The sequence below is a fragment of the Achromobacter veterisilvae genome (genome assembly GCF_900496975.1).
In the GTDB taxonomy this organism is placed as follows: Bacteria; Pseudomonadota; Gammaproteobacteria; order Burkholderiales; family Burkholderiaceae_B; genus Achromobacter; species Achromobacter veterisilvae.
Map to the genome: position 1 here is coordinate 178146 of NZ_UFQC01000004.1, position 15677 is coordinate 193822.

Annotated in this window: 17 protein-coding genes; 1 reads left to right on the forward strand and 16 read right to left on the reverse strand. The window is 62.9% G+C overall.

What is annotated here, in order from left to right:
- Positions 1–7 precede the first annotated feature (7 nt).
- Genes AVE30378_RS05095 through AVE30378_RS05105 form a run of 3 tightly spaced genes read right to left on the reverse strand, consistent with a single transcriptional unit; the run spans position 8 to position 2057 of the window.
- Positions 8–742: a hypothetical protein gene (locus AVE30378_RS05095; RefSeq protein ID WP_129239686.1), complete on the reverse strand. Its 735-nt coding sequence runs from the start codon at positions 740–742 to the stop codon at positions 8–10.
- Positions 743–754: 12 nt separating this feature from the next.
- The gene (locus tag AVE30378_RS05100; RefSeq protein WP_129239687.1) at positions 755–1639 is read right to left on the reverse strand and encodes a hypothetical protein; all 885 of its coding nucleotides are present in this window, start codon (positions 1637–1639) and stop codon (positions 755–757) included.
- A 1-nt stretch (position 1640) separates the two neighbouring features.
- Positions 1641–2057, reverse strand: a complete 417-nt coding sequence (locus AVE30378_RS05105) for a hypothetical protein (RefSeq protein ID WP_129239688.1) — start codon at positions 2055–2057, stop codon at positions 1641–1643.
- Between the two features lie 56 nt (positions 2058–2113).
- Here AVE30378_RS05105 and AVE30378_RS05110 point away from each other — a divergent pair, with 56 nt between their 5' ends.
- On the forward strand, positions 2114–2797 hold the full coding sequence (locus AVE30378_RS05110; RefSeq protein ID WP_129239689.1) for a hypothetical protein: 684 nt from the start codon (positions 2114–2116) through the stop codon (positions 2795–2797).
- Here the strand turns inward: AVE30378_RS05110 and AVE30378_RS05115 are convergent.
- The 13 genes from AVE30378_RS05115 to AVE30378_RS05175 form a co-directional block, all read right to left on the reverse strand.
- A complete protein-coding gene (locus AVE30378_RS05115) occupies positions 2729–4501 on the reverse strand; it encodes a hypothetical protein (protein WP_129239690.1) in 1773 nt (590 codons plus the stop codon). The genes AVE30378_RS05110 and AVE30378_RS05115 overlap by 69 nt on opposite strands.
- Positions 4502–5206: a phage adaptor protein gene (locus AVE30378_RS05120; RefSeq protein ID WP_129239691.1), complete on the reverse strand. Its 705-nt coding sequence runs from the start codon at positions 5204–5206 to the stop codon at positions 4502–4504. It abuts the gene before it with no gap.
- Entirely contained in the window at positions 5203–6213 is a 1011-nt protein-coding gene (locus AVE30378_RS05125) for a collagen-like domain-containing protein (protein ID WP_129239692.1), read from the reverse strand. The genes AVE30378_RS05120 and AVE30378_RS05125 overlap by 4 nt, the downstream gene beginning before the upstream one ends.
- Positions 6210–6503 (reverse strand): phage holin family protein, encoded by a 294-nt coding sequence (locus AVE30378_RS05130; protein WP_129239693.1) that lies wholly within the window; start codon positions 6501–6503, stop codon positions 6210–6212. The genes AVE30378_RS05125 and AVE30378_RS05130 overlap by 4 nt, the downstream gene beginning before the upstream one ends.
- Complete coding sequence (locus AVE30378_RS05135) at positions 6500–6937, reverse strand: hypothetical protein (RefSeq protein ID WP_129239694.1); 438 nt, start codon at positions 6935–6937, stop codon at positions 6500–6502. Before AVE30378_RS05135 ends, AVE30378_RS05130 begins: the two co-directional genes overlap by 4 nt.
- Positions 6937–8232: a hypothetical protein gene (locus tag AVE30378_RS05140; protein ID WP_129239695.1), complete on the reverse strand. Its 1296-nt coding sequence runs from the start codon at positions 8230–8232 to the stop codon at positions 6937–6939. The genes AVE30378_RS05135 and AVE30378_RS05140 overlap by 1 nt, the downstream gene beginning before the upstream one ends.
- A 6-nt stretch (positions 8233–8238) precedes the next feature.
- Positions 8239–8679: a hypothetical protein gene (locus tag AVE30378_RS05145; RefSeq protein ID WP_208742352.1), complete on the reverse strand. Its 441-nt coding sequence runs from the start codon at positions 8677–8679 to the stop codon at positions 8239–8241.
- A gap of 53 nt (positions 8680–8732) precedes the next feature.
- A complete protein-coding gene (locus tag AVE30378_RS05150; protein ID WP_129239696.1) occupies positions 8733–9779 on the reverse strand; it encodes a phage major capsid protein in 1047 nt (348 codons plus the stop codon).
- Positions 9780–10090: 311 nt separating this feature from the next.
- Positions 10091–11179 carry a hypothetical protein gene (locus AVE30378_RS05155; protein ID WP_129239697.1) on the reverse strand — a complete coding sequence of 363 codons (1089 nt, stop codon included), beginning with the start codon at positions 11177–11179 and terminating at the stop codon, positions 10091–10093.
- A 9-nt stretch (positions 11180–11188) separates the two neighbouring features.
- Positions 11189–13255, reverse strand: a complete 2067-nt coding sequence (locus AVE30378_RS05160; protein WP_208742353.1) for a hypothetical protein — start codon at positions 13253–13255, stop codon at positions 11189–11191.
- A gap of 2 nt (positions 13256–13257) precedes the next feature.
- Positions 13258–14658 carry a terminase gene (locus AVE30378_RS05165; protein WP_129239698.1) on the reverse strand — a complete coding sequence of 467 codons (1401 nt, stop codon included), beginning with the start codon at positions 14656–14658 and terminating at the stop codon, positions 13258–13260.
- Positions 14655–15428 (reverse strand): terminase small subunit, encoded by a 774-nt coding sequence (locus AVE30378_RS05170; protein WP_129239699.1) that lies wholly within the window; start codon positions 15426–15428, stop codon positions 14655–14657. Before AVE30378_RS05170 ends, AVE30378_RS05165 begins: the two co-directional genes overlap by 4 nt.
- Positions 15403–15675 (reverse strand): hypothetical protein, encoded by a 273-nt coding sequence (locus tag AVE30378_RS05175; protein ID WP_165360092.1) that lies wholly within the window; start codon positions 15673–15675, stop codon positions 15403–15405. Before AVE30378_RS05175 ends, AVE30378_RS05170 begins: the two co-directional genes overlap by 26 nt.
- Positions 15676–15677 lie beyond the last annotated feature (2 nt).

Consider the following 15677-nt stretch of genomic DNA (forward strand, 5'->3'; position numbering starts at 1 on the left):
GGTCACCTCAGAGCCATTTCCCAAATCCAAGCGGATTGGACGCCGTTTTCAGCCCTAGACCTCCTGAGCCCATGGAAATACCATTGGCTCCGCCCGCGCCCGAAGCGAGCCCGCCACCAGACCAAGCGTTCGAAGCCCCGGCCGCACCACCAAGGCCGCTCATCAGGCCAGCGGAACCGCCAGCCTGCAGCAGTCCGCCTGCGAGCATCGTGCCGCCGCTGGGCTGCCCCGCACGGCTGATGCCGATCTGCGCGGCGTTGCCACTGCCTTGCGAAAAACTCTTCAGCCGGTCAATCAACTGCCCCGTCTCGGCCATACCCAGGGCCTCGTTCGTGCGCAAGCGGCCTGCCCCGGTGATCTTGCCCAGGACGCTGGCCAATGCGTTGGCGTTGCGCAATTGTTCAGCCTGCGACCGCGCACGACCCGCCGCGTAGTCCTGGGAAACGTTGCCCTGCACCGCGGACTGGTCCTGCATCGCCTGGGCAGACTGCTCCACAGGCTGAATCATCTGCTCGGTAGCCTGCTGCTCCAGCTCCTGCTGCTTCTCCTGGCGTACTTCCGGCGCGAAATCCTGCGCACGTGCCAGCGCTGCCTGCTCGGCCTGCTGCTGCAGGCCCTGCTGGCGCATCAGATTCTCCTGGATCAAGCGCTGTTGGTTTCGCCGGGCATCGGATGCTGCTTTCTGCTGCAGGGCCGCCCCGGCGACCATGGCAACCAAGCTGGCTATGGTGAACGGATCCATCGGTCTACCTCCTTAGCTGGTGGATCCGGCGTAGCTCGACCGCGGGTTGCTGCTGACGCCCGGCTGCCACTGCTGGTACGGCGCCGCGCCAGCGCGTGCACCCTGCTGTTGCTGGCCATACAGATAGGCCTGCGCCAGGTCGCCGAACAGGTTGCCAACCGTCGCGCCCGACCTCGCCGACGCGGCATTGGCGGAGTTCGCATCCAACTGCGACAGCGCCATCTGGGCGGCCTGTCCGGTGTCGATGCCCGACTGGGCCATGGAAATCAGGTTTTGCCGGCTGCGCTCGTCCGAGGTCTGCAGGTCCGCCGCCGCCTGGTCTCCGATACCCGCGGCCTTGATCAGCCCTTCGTTCGTGCGGCGTTGCAGTTCTGCGTTGCTGTCGATGTCGGCCGAACCGCCGATCAGCCCGGACCGCGCCAGCCCGAACCGGTTTGCGCGCTCGGCGTCCAGGAACTGGCGGTCAACGTCGCGGCGGTTCAGATCCGTCACGGCCTGGCGCTGTTGGTCGTACATCGCGTTGCGATCCATGCCGGCCACGCGCTGGACACCGGTATAGAGCTGTCCGGACCGAAGGGCCTGGTTGATGGCGTCCTGGTCGAGTACGTTGTACCCGCCGCTGCTGCCGTCCCAGATATTCAGGTTGCCGTTCAGATATCCGTCCAGGCGATCGCCGGTCGTCGCGTTCATGGCCTTGGTGGGTGCGGCCCACACGCTTCCGTCCGCGTTGTAATACGTTTGGCCCTGGTTGAACGTATTGGCCTGACCCACCCCCTTCAGGGTTGGAGAGCCGTTGAAAATCGAATTGATCGCGTTGACCGCGGCCTGCACTCGCGCTTGCCGCTGGTCTTCCATCTTTTGGGCGCCACCGTCGCCGCCACCGCCGCCACCAGACATGTCAATCTCCCAAATCTGCGCGCACCACGTTGTACGCCTTTCCAAAGCCATAGCGTTGCAGCATCCGGCTCATTGCCTCGCCGCATCGCGCCTCCACAATGTCCGCCCCGGCGAGGCGGCAAAACACTCTGAACTTGTCGAACAAATCGGCTGCGATCTCGTCCAACCGCTCACCGGCCAGGGCGATGATGTTGACTGCCAGCACGGCCGGGTAGTTGATAAATTCGAAGGCCATCGCTCCAACCAGTTCGCCGTCGTCGCCCTCGATGCGCCCTATGTGAGCGGCGCCGCGCCGGGCCAAGTCGAGCAACTGGCGCGGCTGGTATTCCGGCACGGGCGGAAGACGTTCGAAGATCGGCAGCAGCTTGGGGAATTCTGCCTCCAGCTCGGCCGCGTCCTGGATAAACGTCAATTTCATGAAATCTCCATCGACAAAAATCCATACTGGCGCTCTGTTCGATCTAGAGTGCCGGCATGACCAAAGCACTCGACCTCGTAGGGCAGAAGTTCGGCCTGCTCACCGTGATCAGCCGATCTGCCACCAACACTATGCGCGGCGGTTCCATGTGGGACTGCATTTGCGAATGTGGAGGGCGAAAAACCGCATGGAGCGCCAATCTCAAAAAGGGGGGCACGCGCTCCTGCGGGTGCTTGCGAAAAACCCAATTGATTGAACGCAACCGCGCGACAAAGACGAGACACGGCCTGACCGGCACGTCTGAGTGGCAGGTATGGCAAGGAATGTTGGAGCGCTGTAAGCATGGCTCCAAGGATGCGCACAACTACAGCGCGCGCGGGATTTTTGTCTGCCCGCGATGGCGGGCTTCGTTCGATACCTTTCTCGCAGATATGGGCCCGCGCCCCTCGCCCCGCCATTCCATTGATCGTATCGACAATAATGGCCCATATGAGCTCGGAAACTGTCGTTGGTCCACTGCCATCGAACAGGGAAACAATCGCCGCACGAACGTCCTCGTCGCATGGCAAGGGCGCACGCAGTCGCTGGCCCAATGGGCAGACGAGCTTGGCATCAAGCGGCCGACTTTGTACTGGCGATACGGTCAGGGATGGGAAGGTCATAGGCTCTTCTCAGGTCACCGCGCCGAGCGCCTCGAAATACAGCGTCACCGCATCCAGGCGGAAGGATTTGCTGGATAGGTTGCGGAAGATCAGTGAGAACTCGGTACCGGAGCACTCCACCGGGATGACCCCATCCGGCCGGGTATTCCCGCGGATCCGCACCGGCGGCGTGTAGGCGTCCGGATTGCGCACGTCGAATGCGATGGAGAATTCGCACTCACCTTCCATCACAACATCCGCACCCAGGATGCGTTTCATCTGCCCGGGCGCCTTGAGATCCATATAGGGAAGCTGCAACAACACTTCGAACTGCGTGCCGGCGTCGTCATAAGCATCCGCAGTAAACCGGTAGATATCGTCGCCGTTTCGGAAGTAAAGCTCGCCGTTCAGCTCAGCAAACGCATCGACCCGGAAAGGGATGTAATAGCGCGACCAAGCCGCAATCTTGGCCGTGCGCGAGACCGAATAGACATACAGGATGCTACCGATCACGCAGATGTATTGGCCCGTTCCGTAGTGGAAAAAGGCTTTAGGCACCGCGTTGGACTGCCGGATGTCGGGTACCACCAACGAATCTATGGGGCTGCCCACGTCGACATCAGCAAGATTGTTCGTGTACTGAAGCGTGGTGATCGATCGGAAGCCGAAGTCGGCCAGGAAGTACAGATCCCCGGATACATTGCGCACAGTCCGCGGATAGCTGGTGCCCACATTCTCGACCCGATCCACCAACTTCATCGTCGACGGATCGACGTTCTGGACCTCCCAAATCTGCGTACCGTCCCGCGCAAAAACCGCCAGATTCGATTGGTACAGCCCCAGGGCGTTGGCGTTCCGGTCGCCGCTGAACTGCAGACCGGTGGGCAGGAAGCCGGCGTCGTTCGTGGCGCTCCAATCCCGAGGCTTTGCCGCCGCGCAGTAACGCACCGTGGACCCGTCAGCACCAGCAGCGAAAATGCGCGACGCGGTCTTGATGACGGCTTTGGTGTGCGGACAGTTCAGGTCCGCAATGGCGGTGGTTTCCGCCGTCCATGTGATCGCGGTTCCGTCTGCCACCTGGCCGCCAGAATTCGTCGGCCATGCGGGTTCCGTTGCCGCCGTGGTCGCGGTATCCAGCGCAGTCCAGGTTACCGATCCGTCCGTCACCGTCTTCCCGTTCTCGGTCGGCCACGCGGGCTCGACAGTGGCGGTGGTGCCAGCCACGGTACATTGATAGCGGAAGCCGTTTGCGGTCGCCGGGCGGCGCTGGCTATTCAGCGCCTGCGCGGTGGATGCCGCCCAGGCGGAGATCCCGCCATCCACGGCGGTCACGCGGTACCGGAGCAGGTTCGGCGTAGTCGAGCCGGCATAGTCGCCAAGCCGCACTGTCGTTGATGCCTTCCATGCAGCAGGCGTATCCAGGTAATGGTGCCGGACGCTGCCATCTACATACTCGACGACCGCATAGATGAAGGCGTTGAACACGTCGGCAAACCAAACGTCGACCGCCGCGCGCTCACCATCCGGATGTGCCACTTTGTGCGCCTGAAAGCGGGTATCCGCATGCGTGACGGAGCCTTGGCCGTAGAACGTGTTCAGCTTTCCCAGGCCGGCGAACAGGCCCACCGTGCCAGGTTCCAGCGTCGTGACCCTGACCAGGCCCGGACGCTTCTGTGTAGCAAGGCCGGTAGTCACATACGCGTTCTTCATCTCCAGCAGTCGGTTGGCGTCCGAGACGCTGGCGCCCTTGCGGCGATCTATGCCGAGGTCGAATTTATCGAAGGTGATCGATTTCGCTGCCATCTATCGCCCCAGGACGAAACTTCCATCAGCAGTCTGCACGACCTGAGGCTGCGATGGCGCAGGCGCTCCAGCGATGTATCGTCGATTCTCGTGCTGATCGGATTTGAATTTCCCAAACAGGGCCTTGAATGCCTCGCCTGCGACGGCTGCATCAGGATGTCGATAGTGCGCTTTCGCCTGCGCCAGCGCATAGAGAAATACCAGACGGCCGGGAACCGTCGGCCGGTCGGAATCCTGCTCGAACCTCCCAGGAGACGCGGTGTACTCGACGATGACGTCGTACTGGCCGCCAGGGATCGGCCAAAGCTCCATTTGGCCGTTCAGCGTGTCGTAGCGCTCGGGAACGTCACGCATGTCGGTCAGCTCGCGCTGGCGCTCGGTGATACCTTGGAATAGTTGCTCGCGCCATGAGTCTCCACGGACGACCCAGACCGACAGCACATTCGCCGGGTCAATGTCCTCGTCCTCGTCATCGTTATGCCAGTCGTACAGGTAAGAACCCGCGGAAGTCTTGATAGCGCACTTTTTGCGCAATGCCGACACCCCGACCAGCGACTGAATGTACTCGTGGCCTTCCTGGAGAAAGTCATTCAGCACGTCCCGATTGTTCTCCGCGGCCGGCCCTTGTACGGCGAAACCCAGGCGCGCGCGAAGCCTGCGGCGTAGTTCGCCCAGGGTCTTGTAGCGATCAGATAATCCGTTCATGTAGCGCTCAACGTGAGAACGACCTGGCCTCCAACCTGCGACAGCGTGGCCGTCAGGGTGGTCTTGCCGGTCAGAGTGACGGTCTGAGGCGTCGTGTCAACGGACGCGAGCTTTCCAGCCGAGGACCCGGCGGGATCGAACATTGTTCCGATGTCGGCCCCATTGGCGAGCTTGACTCCCGTGTTCGTCGCGCTGGTCCCGGCAGTCACCAGGGAATCCAGTTCCATTGACTGCAATGCCGGCGTGTTCTGGCCATTGTCGAGCCGCAGGCGCGAGTTGTTGGGGATCAGCCGAAACTGGAACCCTGTGAACATGAACAACGGCGCTGCCATCCCGAGCGCGCCGGCAAATGAGGGCGCCGACAGCGGGCTCTGAATGGATTGGTCCGATGTGATGTCGTTGCGCACCACTTTCGAATAATCCACGACCCCAGGGTTACCCTGGAGGCCCGGAACTCCCTGTATGCCTTGGTTACCCTGTAACCCACGCAGGCCCTGCAGGCCTGGCGGCCCCTGTATACCCGGAACCCCCTGTATTCCTTGGGCCCCTCTACCGAATACAAACCCCGCAGACCAATCGCCTGAAGCCGCCGACAGCTTGAATGAGAGCAGGCCTGTATCCATGGCGAGGAAGGAAAAACCCTTCGGCTCCGTGTCGTACAGGCTTCGGTTCGCCGCGATATCGCGGGCATCGGCGTTGAAAGACGCGCCGACGGGACCCTGAGCCCCTGGGTTCCCTTGGGGGCCAGTATTTCCGACCTGACCTTGTGGGCCTTCAGGGCCTGGCCGAGAGAGGTTTTCCTGGGCATCCGGCGTCAACTGTTCGACGCCCACAGTGCCGGCCTTCAACGTTCCATCGTCGGCCTGCAGAAGCGCCTGATTCGCACGCAAAGCATTGATGCTGGTAGAGACGGCATCGTATTCGGCATTCAGCGCACCGTGGTCTGTGCGGTCTGGGTTGTTGTCCAGGAAATTCTTCTGCCGGACGTACTCAGGGGCTTGGCTCATTTCGCATCCCCTCCCCCAAGTTTGAAGGCGATAAGGCGCCGAGCGGCAAGCTCCAGCACCTGTTCGCCAAGGATTCCAAGGCCTGCTCCGGCGCCGATCACAACAGGCATCGGAGCGTCAGGGAACGGAATGTAGATGAGCGCCGCCACCGCCGCGACGGCGCTTCCCAAGATGGTGCGACCCAACACGACCCGCCACGAGAGCTTCTCCTGGCTTGTCAGGGCGCGCCCGACTGCGATGAGCGCGCCCACGCCAGCCAGCCATGCAATCGTCTGTTTCCAGTCGTTCATGCTGGAATCTCCTGGTCGAGGGTCGGCGCCAGCAGCGCGTCGCGCCGGTCGATCTGGAGCAAGCCCTTGCTGATATACAGGTCGATGCCCGCCGCCGTTGCGGGGTCTGTCACATCAATGAACTGCGCGGCGAGAAATTCGTCGTATATGAGACCGATGTGCATATCAGCGAAGCTAGCTGCACGGACCGCCATCTGCTCGTCAAGACTGAATCTCTGACGGAACTCCCGCACGCTGAATATCGTGCGAGGCGCTGCCGGAGGCTCCGGCTCGGGATCTGGCTTGGGCGGAAGCGCGATGCTGAAACCACCCTCGACGGAAACCACTTTCCCATCCAGCATGCCGGCAAGCGCGGCAGCATACTGGTCATCGGTGATCTCGATACCGCCGGGGATCGGGTCATGGCTGATCTGGTCATCTGCGGCGTAGGGCATCAGAGGATCCTCATGTAATAGGTAGCGCCAGCGTTGCGCATCCGCGTTTCTGTTGATGTGCGTACCGACGTGCCACCGGTCGGTGCGTCAAAGACAACGTTTGCAGTAGTCTCGATGTAAAACCCCATGCTGGAGATGCCGACGGAAAGTGAGCCATCTGAACTACCCATGGCATCGGCTGACAACCCGACGGAGCCGCTACCGCGTCGCGCGCGCAGAGCAAATTTTTGAAGTGCGTCATCTTGAACATCACCGGAAGCGCCTGCGCGTATACCGCGGCGCTCAGTGTTGACCAAGTTGATCGTGACCCCATTCAACGGGCTATCTGCAAGCGCAATTACGGCAGTCGCAGTTAGAAGCGGTGCGCTTCCGGACACAGACTCGCCGCTGAGAACGCCAGCGTTGTATGGATCTGATGCCGAGAGTTTTATGTAGCGACAGCCAGGAATATCTGTGGGTGGAATGTCGGCACCGGGAATATGGTCCCAGACGGCCACAAGCTCACCAATCCCTCTTGTCGCCCATTTCGGGCTTGCCGTAGTGAGGGCGGCATAGTATTTAGCGGAATACTCGTCACCGACTACTGGACCATCCGTCTTCGTGGCCCACTGTTGCGCCAGCGTAGCGCTCGATACCGCAACGGTCGCCGACGCAGCCGCGGCGCTCTCGCTCGTTGCTGCGCCACTAGCGTCGACCCATGCCGATGACGCACTGCCGGCCGCCGCAGACGCACTTCCAGCAGCATCTGAGGCGCTCGCAGCTGCGCCGACCGCCGAGCTATTTGCCTCGGTCACCGATCCTGCTGCGGCGGTAGCGCTTTCCCAAGCGCCTACGGCAGCCGCTACCGCGCTCGTGGCGCTCGTCTGTGCCGAAGCCTCAGACCCCGCTGCAGCCGCTTCGCTGATGCTGGCTGCCGAAGCGCTGACCTGGGCGCTGGTCTGCGCGGTCTGCGCGGCGTCGCGGGCGCTTGCGGCAGTGACCGACGCATCGACGGCGACCTGGGCAGCGTTATTCGCCTCCACAGCCGCCTGCTGGGCCTTCAATACGCTGTCATTGATGTTGCCCGAAAATTCTGCGTACAGCTCGTCCTTCAATTCGGGATCCAGCGCGTCCTTCGTGACGATCCCGTCGCGCAGCCCCCCGTCGTCCCGCTGGATCTTGGCGAGATTCCCGCGGATAGCGTTGATCGACGTAGCGACCGCATCCAGTTCGTTGTTGATGGCCTGGTTGTCGGTCTGGTCGCCATAGTCGGCCGAGAAATCCTTGGTCCGGTTGTAGGCGGGGGGCTGCGCCATGGTCGCTTACTCCTGCGGTGCGCCGGTGCCGGCAGCGTCGGCAGGCTTCTTGGCCTCGCCCGCAGCCGAGGCGCGCCCGCGACCACGCCCGCGGGCCTCGCCGGTGCCGGCAGCGTCGGCGATCTTGGCGATGGCTTCGTCGAGGCGATCGGCGGCGGTGTCGAGGTTGCCGGCGGCGCGCTTGCCGTAGACCTGCTCGACGACCAGGCCTTCTTCGTTGCCGCCGTACTTGGACGCCAGGCGGTTGAACTCGTCTTCCGACGCCGGCACCTCGCCCGCAACGTCGACGGCTTCCAGGGATTTCAGGTCCAGGACCAGGCCATCGACGTTCTGGACGTTTTCCTCGCCATGGATAGTCTGCAGGATGGCCACTTCGTGCGGACGCACGGTGACCGGGGTGATGGTGTTCGCGTCGCGGCGGATCCGCGCATGGATGACAAAAGGCATAGTTTCCTCTCTGGAAAGAGCTGCCCGGCAGCCGAAGCCACCGGGCTGCCCGATTAGGCGATGGCCAGGACCGAATGCGCGTTGGAGCGCTTCAGGACCAGCGCCAGGCGCAGGTTGATCATCTGGAACAGCGACAGCACGTTGTGCGGTCGCACCGGGGTGACGATGTCCATGTCGTCGTCGCGCAGGTCGATGAACTTCGTGTTCAGGAAGTAGCAACGCTTCTCCCACGGGATCGTGGGCGAATCGAGCGCATCCAGCGTTTCGAAGTTCGGATCCCAGACGATCGGCACGCCCTTGAAGAACAGGCCGGTTTCGGTGCCGGTGCCGGTGGCGGCGTCGATGCGCTTGGCCGTGCCGGACTCGGCGTTCTGGGTGATGGTGATCGTCTTGCGGTAGGCGTCGATGAACGCGGACCCGGCCAGGATGAAATCGGGCGAGCCACCGTTGCGGATGCACTTGCGCCACTGCAGTTCCATGGCGTCGGCCAGCGCGCCCGCAGTGCCCGACGCGATCGCCGTGACGGCGTTGTTGCGCCAGTACGTGGCCGTGGCGCGGTCCAGGCCACCGACGACGCCGGTCGCCGGCGCGGTGGCGATCAGGCCGTCCAGGCCCGTGACGGCATCGGTCGACGACGTGCCGTCGCGGTGCAGTTCCAGATCCAGCTTCTCGAAGAAGCCCAGTCGGAAGGACTCCATCTGCTCGTCGATCAAGTTGACCAACTGCACCTTCTCGCTTTGTTCGAGCTTGTAGGCGCCGCGTTCGCCCTCGCGGACCTTGATGCCGTTGCCGAAGAGCGTGTCGTAGGAGATGCGGAAGGCATCCACGGCACGGCGCCACGGGAATGCGGCCTGGTCGGTCGTCTGGCGGGTGTTGAAGTTGACGGCGGCTTCACCGTAGGCCCACGCGAAATTGCTGTCGTAGGACTTGCGGACGTTCACCACCACGTTCTGCTTTGCGCCGAGAAACAGCTTGCGCTTGCTCATCAGCTTCTTCAGCAGGGGATGCTCCACGCCGATCTGATCGACCGGGGTGTTGCGCATGTAGTCGTCCAGGGAAACCTTCCCCAGATAGGCGAGATCACCAGGAGAAATGGGCATTTGTCGCTCCAAGAATGAAAGTTGCAAAAAACCAACTTCCACACCGGTCCAGAACGCCAAGCTGGATGTGCTTGTCCCTTCTGCCGTGCGCGACTCCGGCATTCTCCGTCTTCGGAAAGGACTTGCGGCGCTACCGGACGCGACCCCGGCGATACAGCGACAGATTCGGTATGAGGGTGCTCGAAAAGACGGGCCCGACTGGGCTGGCCGCGCTCTCAGCTATCGCGATTTCCAGCCGGGCCGTCTACCCCGTGCCACCCATGGCAATGCCAGTATGAAGGCGCAAGGGAAACGTCAAGGATTTTTGTCGATTACAAGCCCAGGCTGTCGATGTGAGACATGATGCGCTCTGCCGGCGCCTGGTTTGCGGAAGCAATCGGCCGACCCAGCGCGCCAGTGCGGCCGCTGATCGGCGCGGGCGGCGCGCGGCGGGCAGGCGGAGCAACCGGCACGTTGTCGTAGAGCATGCGAATTGCCGTCGGCCATTGGTGAGGCTGGTAGGTGCTTGCGAATTCCTGCAGCTTTCGCGGATCGGCGAAGTACGTTTCCAACGCCTTCATGCGGGCCGGATGATCGATCTCGTGAGACCGGGTTTGGACATAGCTCTCCAACGACTGCTGCGCCTGTGCCACCGCCTGGTTGAATTGAGCGGTTTCTTGCTCCTGCGCCTGAACCTGGGCGCGCTGCTGCTGGATCGCCTGCTGCTCGCGGCGCATCTTCGCCACCTCCAGCGCCGTCTCGCGCGGCATTTCCAGGTTCTGCACGCGCTGGGCCAGGTCGGGGTGGTCCGCCAGCACATCGACGCCGGGCGCGTCCTGGCCCAGACGCCGATACAGGTCTGCGCGGGTCTGCTCCAGCATCTGCGCGGCCCGTTTCAGGTCGCTCGGGTCGTTGGAGTTGGCCAACCTCGAGAACTCGATGTGCTGCCCGAAGGATTCGGCCGTCATGCCTGCAGCATGGACCAACTCTCGCACTGCCGCGACCTCTCCCTGGGCGGCCTTCCGCTCCTCGATGATCTGTGCCACGCGAGCCCGACCGCGTTCCGACTTGATTCCGGTCAGCAGCTCGGCGTCTTCCTGCTCCGGCGTTTTCGCCGGTGGCGGAACCTGAGCGGGCGGCGCAGCGTCGGCGCCCGGTTGCTGTCCGGTGGCCTGCTGGCGCGCCGGATCGTTCGCGGCGAATCGGCCGAGTTCATCCCGGGTACGGTCCTGCGCCGCCTGGTCAGCGGCCTCACCATTGCCCCCCTCGGTAATCGAATCCAGGAAGGCGGCGGCCTGGCCGCCCTCGGATGGCAATGCAACACCATCACCGGCCGCGGGCTCATTACCACCAGGCGCGCCCGGCTCGGGCGTATTGTCCGCCGGCTCTCCCGCCGGCAATTCGTTCAGTTCTTCGTCCATATGAATCTCCTATTGGGTGAGTGCGGGGAGTACCGGTGCCTGGGCAGGCGCTCCGGGGATTTGGCCGCCTTGCTGCACGGCCGCCATGGGATCTTGCGAAGGGTCAGGTTGCGCGCCTGATTGCGGCGCGACCGGCTGGGCTGGATTGCCCGGCATGGTTGGCGCAGGCACGGGGGCAGGTTTCGGCAGGAACATATCCACGTCGATTCGGTCATCAAACCGATTGAGCGTCTCCCGCAGGAGCGCCTCGAGCGGCCCATAGTCCCCGCCGGTGCCTGCGATCTGCATCATCTGCAGCAGCAACTGCTGAACCAGCGGGAATACCTTGGTCCATATCTCCTGCGCCTGGGCCTTGTCCGGCGCGCCGGTGGTGCCGGCGACGATGTTGATTTCGACCATGTCGAAGATCTGGTCGCGCGAAAGCTGCGGCCAGTCGTATGCCGGCTCCAGGATCACCTGGACCTGCATACCCGGGTTCATCGGATCGGGTGCCAAGCCCGTCTTATGGGGGCCGGTGTACCGTTCGACCTGCGCGGGCGTCAGTTCCTGCAACAGGATCTGCGCGCCATACTCGTCCATTTCCTGCAGCAGATCCTCCAGCTTGTCCCGGAACTCGGCGGTACGGCCAGACAGCGATTGCTGCATGATGCTGGCTTCGGTGGCCGTCTTCGGCTGCACGACCGTGGAGCGCGCGGCGTCCTGCAGGCCGGTGACCTGCTCCCAGTCCACGCGGATCGGGCCGGTGTCGTAATCCGCCGGATTTACCGGGATGGACTGCTTAGGCATGATTACCTGCTGGACGGGCCGCCCTTGGGCGTCCAGCATCGTCACTTCACCCAACACGGCATCCGTATGGCGACTGATCGACTTCGCATCGACGCTGCCGGAGTCCGCCACCCAGCCGGGCTTGTTGGCTTCCCGGTGCGCGGCGAACTTGTCGCGGGTGTCGTTGTATTCGTTCTGCAGCTTCTCGGTCAGGTCGACCAGGCACGGCGCAACGAACTGCCCAGGCAGCACCGCGTAGGGCAGGATGAAGAACGGATACCAGCGCTGCCCGACCTTCTCGACGGGGTACGGCTCGCGGCAGAAGAAATTGCAGCCGTCGGCCATCGTGTACACGAGCTGGCTGGTTCGGTCCCAGATTTCCAGGATGCAGATCACCTCCTCGTCATCGCCTGATTGCTGCGACATGCCCGACATCAGCCGGCCGCTTCCATCCAGAATCTGGCCGCCCCTCGCTTCCCCCATCTGGAGGTCGGTGGGTTTGTATGCTTTTGCCTTGGACAAGTCCACCTTGTACAGCCCCTGGGCTGTTCCCCTGGGCATGGGAATGGCTTGCGTCATCCAATCGGCATGTGGGTAGTCCTCAAACTCCACCACCGCCGGATCGATAATCAGGTTCTCCGGAAGTATCCGATCCAGAACCAGTCCTTCGGAGCGCACAACCTCTGATTGCGCTTCCAGCCCGCGCATCTGCTCTTCCAACTCGCGCTTCCGGAGTTCTGCATCGCCGCGGCTGTCCGGGTCTTCGGCCTGCTGAATCAGGTTATCCAACTGCACCAGGTTGTCCTGGGCGTCGTTGATCCGTTGCATGATCAGCGGATCCTGCTCAATGTCGCGCTGATATGTCATCTTCACGATGCCGAAATACTCGGTCATCGCGGCCAGCACGGACATTTTCATCCGGCTCTTGAGCTTCGCCATGCGCATCTGCTTGGACAGCACGGTCTGCAGCGTGTCGCAGAAAAGACGCACGTCCTTGTTGCGCCAGGTGCCCGTGACCGACACATCGGGGTTCCGGGCGTAGATATTGGGCAGCGTCGCCTGCGCCGTCGAGAAAATGAGATTGGCGCGCGGATCGACGAACTCCTGCGCCGCCGGGTCTTTGTCCCAGCAGAAGCCCGCCACCTTTTTCCGGTTGTGGGTGATGCGCTTGCGCAGCTTTTCCCAGTGCTTGCGCCCCTTGGTGATCCGGCCGGCCCATTTCTTGGCCAGTTCATCGTCTGGCGGCAGGTGCAGGCCAGCGCCATCCGGCTGCTCTTCGGCCTGGGCGGTCAACAGGTCTTCAGTGGGCATGGTCAGACTCGCATGCTGTAGTTTCCATGCTCGTCATGCTGCCTGTCCTCGTCGTCATCGTCGGATTTTTGTCGATCCGGCGCATCCGGCGCGCGGCGACGGCGCATCACGCCATACCGCAGGGCATCCCAAGCGTGGTCTTCCGCGTCGCTGTCGACGTCTTCGGGGTTCAGATGATCGGGGGGCAACGCCGGTACCGTCCGAATCAGGTGCTTGCACGTCGAGAAAACCTTCAATTTGCCCTCGGTCAGCAAGTTGATGATCATCTGCGCACCGTTCACCCTAGAGCGTGGCCCGTTCCAGGCTTCCTGCCAGCGAACCCCCGCATCGCGAAAAATCTGCCCGATCGACCGATCCGCGCCGATCTTGGAGAAAATGCTGGGATCAGCGAGGTTCTGCCAGTATTCATAGCCCATGCGTGCGTCATGGCGCTCGATCTGCTTGACCTTCTCGGCCACGGCGGCAGCAGATTCCCTGGTCCCCACGTTTTCGCCTTCGCCGGCGCCGTACAGTTCCCGCCAAATGTAGACCACTCCGTCATGATCCATTGCCATCCAGTAGACGGCGTAGGGCCTTGCAAAACCCCAGTCCATAGACTTCCAGACCTTCCATGAACTAGGCACATTGAACGGCTGGACCACGCAGCTCTTGGCGTCCCAGACTCCTTCCAAGAACGATCCAACGTGGATATCCCAATCCCCATCCAACCAAGCGCGGCGCCGGTTGGGGTCCCGGATCCCGGCGAAGGTGTTGCGGTATTCCGGCTCTGCCGACAGAAGGACCGAGTTCTCGGCTAGGTCCGAGTGAATACGAACACGCGGACGCTGGCCATCCTCGCGAATCACCACGCCGGGCGGTGTTCCGCCGGTGCCAAGCTGGAAACGCTTCTTGACGGGCGCATGCCCGCGACCAAACGGGTTGCAAGTGGCACGTACCATACGCGGCACGTCCGGGTGCGACGATCGGCATGTCGAGTGCATGGACTCATAGAACGCCAGACTGCCCCAGTTGGTGAGTTCCTCGAATCCGAGCCACGGATACTCGTGGCCGTGATAGTTCCAGTAGTCTTCCTCGGTTGCCCCGTAGCGGAACAGCAACGCCTCCCCTGACGGCCATGTCCATTCGTAGGCCGACTTATTGAACTGGGCCTCCGGGAAAATGCGCCGGAACCAGCGCCGGGACTTCGCGACCACGTCAGCCAACTGCGGATAGGTCAGCCGGAACAGGGCGCCGCGCCAATACTCGCCGTAGCCACGGCCCACGTTCTGGGCGAACGACATCAAGAGCGCATCGGTCTTTCCGCCGCCGCGATTGCCCTCGAGGAGCGCTTCAAACACCGGGCAGGTCAGAAACGATACCTGCGCCCCAGGGTTCGGGCGCCATACGACCGGCGGCCGGGTCATCGGCCGGCCTCCCTCGCCGCAGCCGCTTCCCACTCCTCCAGCGACATAGCGCTTGGCACCAACAGCACACCGGCCTGCATGCCGCTGGGCAGCTTGTCACCCTTCGTTGTGTGGTCGACCCTGTCCTGGAGCATTCCCTCATGGCGCATGAGCAGCGCATTTGCCTCCGCCCGGCCCATGGTCTTGAACTTCAGGCCGTCGCGGGTTTGCTCGACCCCCTCGAAGATGGCGCGCTGATCCGGATCGAGCTTGCGCGTGTCCTTGAAGAACGTTTCACCCACGCCCTCGCCGAAGCACTCCGGGCAATCCGGGTGGGGGTCGCGCAGCTTGTGATACCCGACGCCTCCCTGCGCCTGGAAGCGCCCGGGGCTGGGCTTCTTGGGATCCGCCTTGTGTTCGGCCATTCGGCGGGTGTGGTCCGCCTTGTCCCGCGCCATTTCGCCCTGCGTCCGCTGGTACTGGAACCCGGCGCCGTGGCAGTATCGGCAGCACACCCGGCGAAACTCCGTCAGGCCGTTGCGGTCGGCGTGCGCCGCCGCCAGCAGGTTGCGCAGGATGGCGTCCTGGTCGACCTGCACGCGCTTGCTGCGTTCCGCCTTGGCGGCCGCGATCGCCTCGGCAATGGCTGGCTTGCCCAGTAGCTCATAGGCTATTTCCTTGGCCGATTTAGCGCTATATCCGGCGCGCTTAGCCGCGGCGGTGCCGTTCAGGTCCACCAGGTACTCGTCGATGAAGCGGAGAACCTTAGGGGTGAGCGGATTCTTGGCCATAGGTTGCGTGATCCTCGAAGGGGAATTCCAATTGGGGGCCGGCGTTGGCCGGCTTGAGAAGGCTGGGCATCAGGGCAACGGTGGCGCGGTCCCGTCCGCCGCGGTCCAGGTAACGGACCATGCAACGCTCGTGCGCGTCGCCCTTGGACTCGGCGCCCTTGTGCGCGACGACGACGCCCAGCCGGCCGGTGGGCGTCACCACGCGTGTACCGACCGGGAAAGCGTCAACGTCGAGCAAACGGTCCATAA

Coding starts and splice junctions, on each gene's coding strand:
- AVE30378_RS05095 (WP_129239686.1), bottom strand. CDS start 742: ATGGATCCGTTCACCATAGCCAGCTTGGTTGCCATGGTCGCCGGGGCG.
- AVE30378_RS05100 (WP_129239687.1), bottom strand. CDS start 1,639: ATGTCTGGTGGCGGCGGTGGCGGCGACGGTGGCGCCCAAAAGATGGAA.
- AVE30378_RS05105 (WP_129239688.1), bottom strand. CDS start 2,057: ATGAAATTGACGTTTATCCAGGACGCGGCCGAGCTGGAGGCAGAATTC.
- AVE30378_RS05110 (WP_129239689.1), top strand. CDS start 2,114: ATGACCAAAGCACTCGACCTCGTAGGGCAGAAGTTCGGCCTGCTCACC.
- AVE30378_RS05115 (WP_129239690.1), bottom strand. CDS start 4,501: ATGGCAGCGAAATCGATCACCTTCGATAAATTCGACCTCGGCATAGAT.
- AVE30378_RS05120 (WP_129239691.1), bottom strand. CDS start 5,206: ATGAACGGATTATCTGATCGCTACAAGACCCTGGGCGAACTACGCCGC.
- AVE30378_RS05125 (WP_129239692.1), bottom strand. CDS start 6,213: ATGAGCCAAGCCCCTGAGTACGTCCGGCAGAAGAATTTCCTGGACAAC.
- AVE30378_RS05130 (WP_129239693.1), bottom strand. CDS start 6,503: ATGAACGACTGGAAACAGACGATTGCATGGCTGGCTGGCGTGGGCGCG.
- AVE30378_RS05135 (WP_129239694.1), bottom strand. CDS start 6,937: ATGCCCTACGCCGCAGATGACCAGATCAGCCATGACCCGATCCCCGGC.
- AVE30378_RS05140 (WP_129239695.1), bottom strand. CDS start 8,232: ATGGCGCAGCCCCCCGCCTACAACCGGACCAAGGATTTCTCGGCCGAC.
- AVE30378_RS05145 (WP_208742352.1), bottom strand. CDS start 8,679: ATGCCTTTTGTCATCCATGCGCGGATCCGCCGCGACGCGAACACCATC.
- AVE30378_RS05150 (WP_129239696.1), bottom strand. CDS start 9,779: ATGCCCATTTCTCCTGGTGATCTCGCCTATCTGGGGAAGGTTTCCCTG.
- AVE30378_RS05155 (WP_129239697.1), bottom strand. CDS start 11,179: ATGGACGAAGAACTGAACGAATTGCCGGCGGGAGAGCCGGCGGACAAT.
- AVE30378_RS05160 (WP_208742353.1), bottom strand. CDS start 13,255: ATGCCCACTGAAGACCTGTTGACCGCCCAGGCCGAAGAGCAGCCGGAT.
- AVE30378_RS05165 (WP_129239698.1), bottom strand. CDS start 14,658: ATGACCCGGCCGCCGGTCGTATGGCGCCCGAACCCTGGGGCGCAGGTA.
- AVE30378_RS05170 (WP_129239699.1), bottom strand. CDS start 15,428: ATGGCCAAGAATCCGCTCACCCCTAAGGTTCTCCGCTTCATCGACGAG.
- AVE30378_RS05175 (WP_165360092.1), bottom strand. CDS start 15,675: ATGGACCGTTTGCTCGACGTTGACGCTTTCCCGGTCGGTACACGCGTG.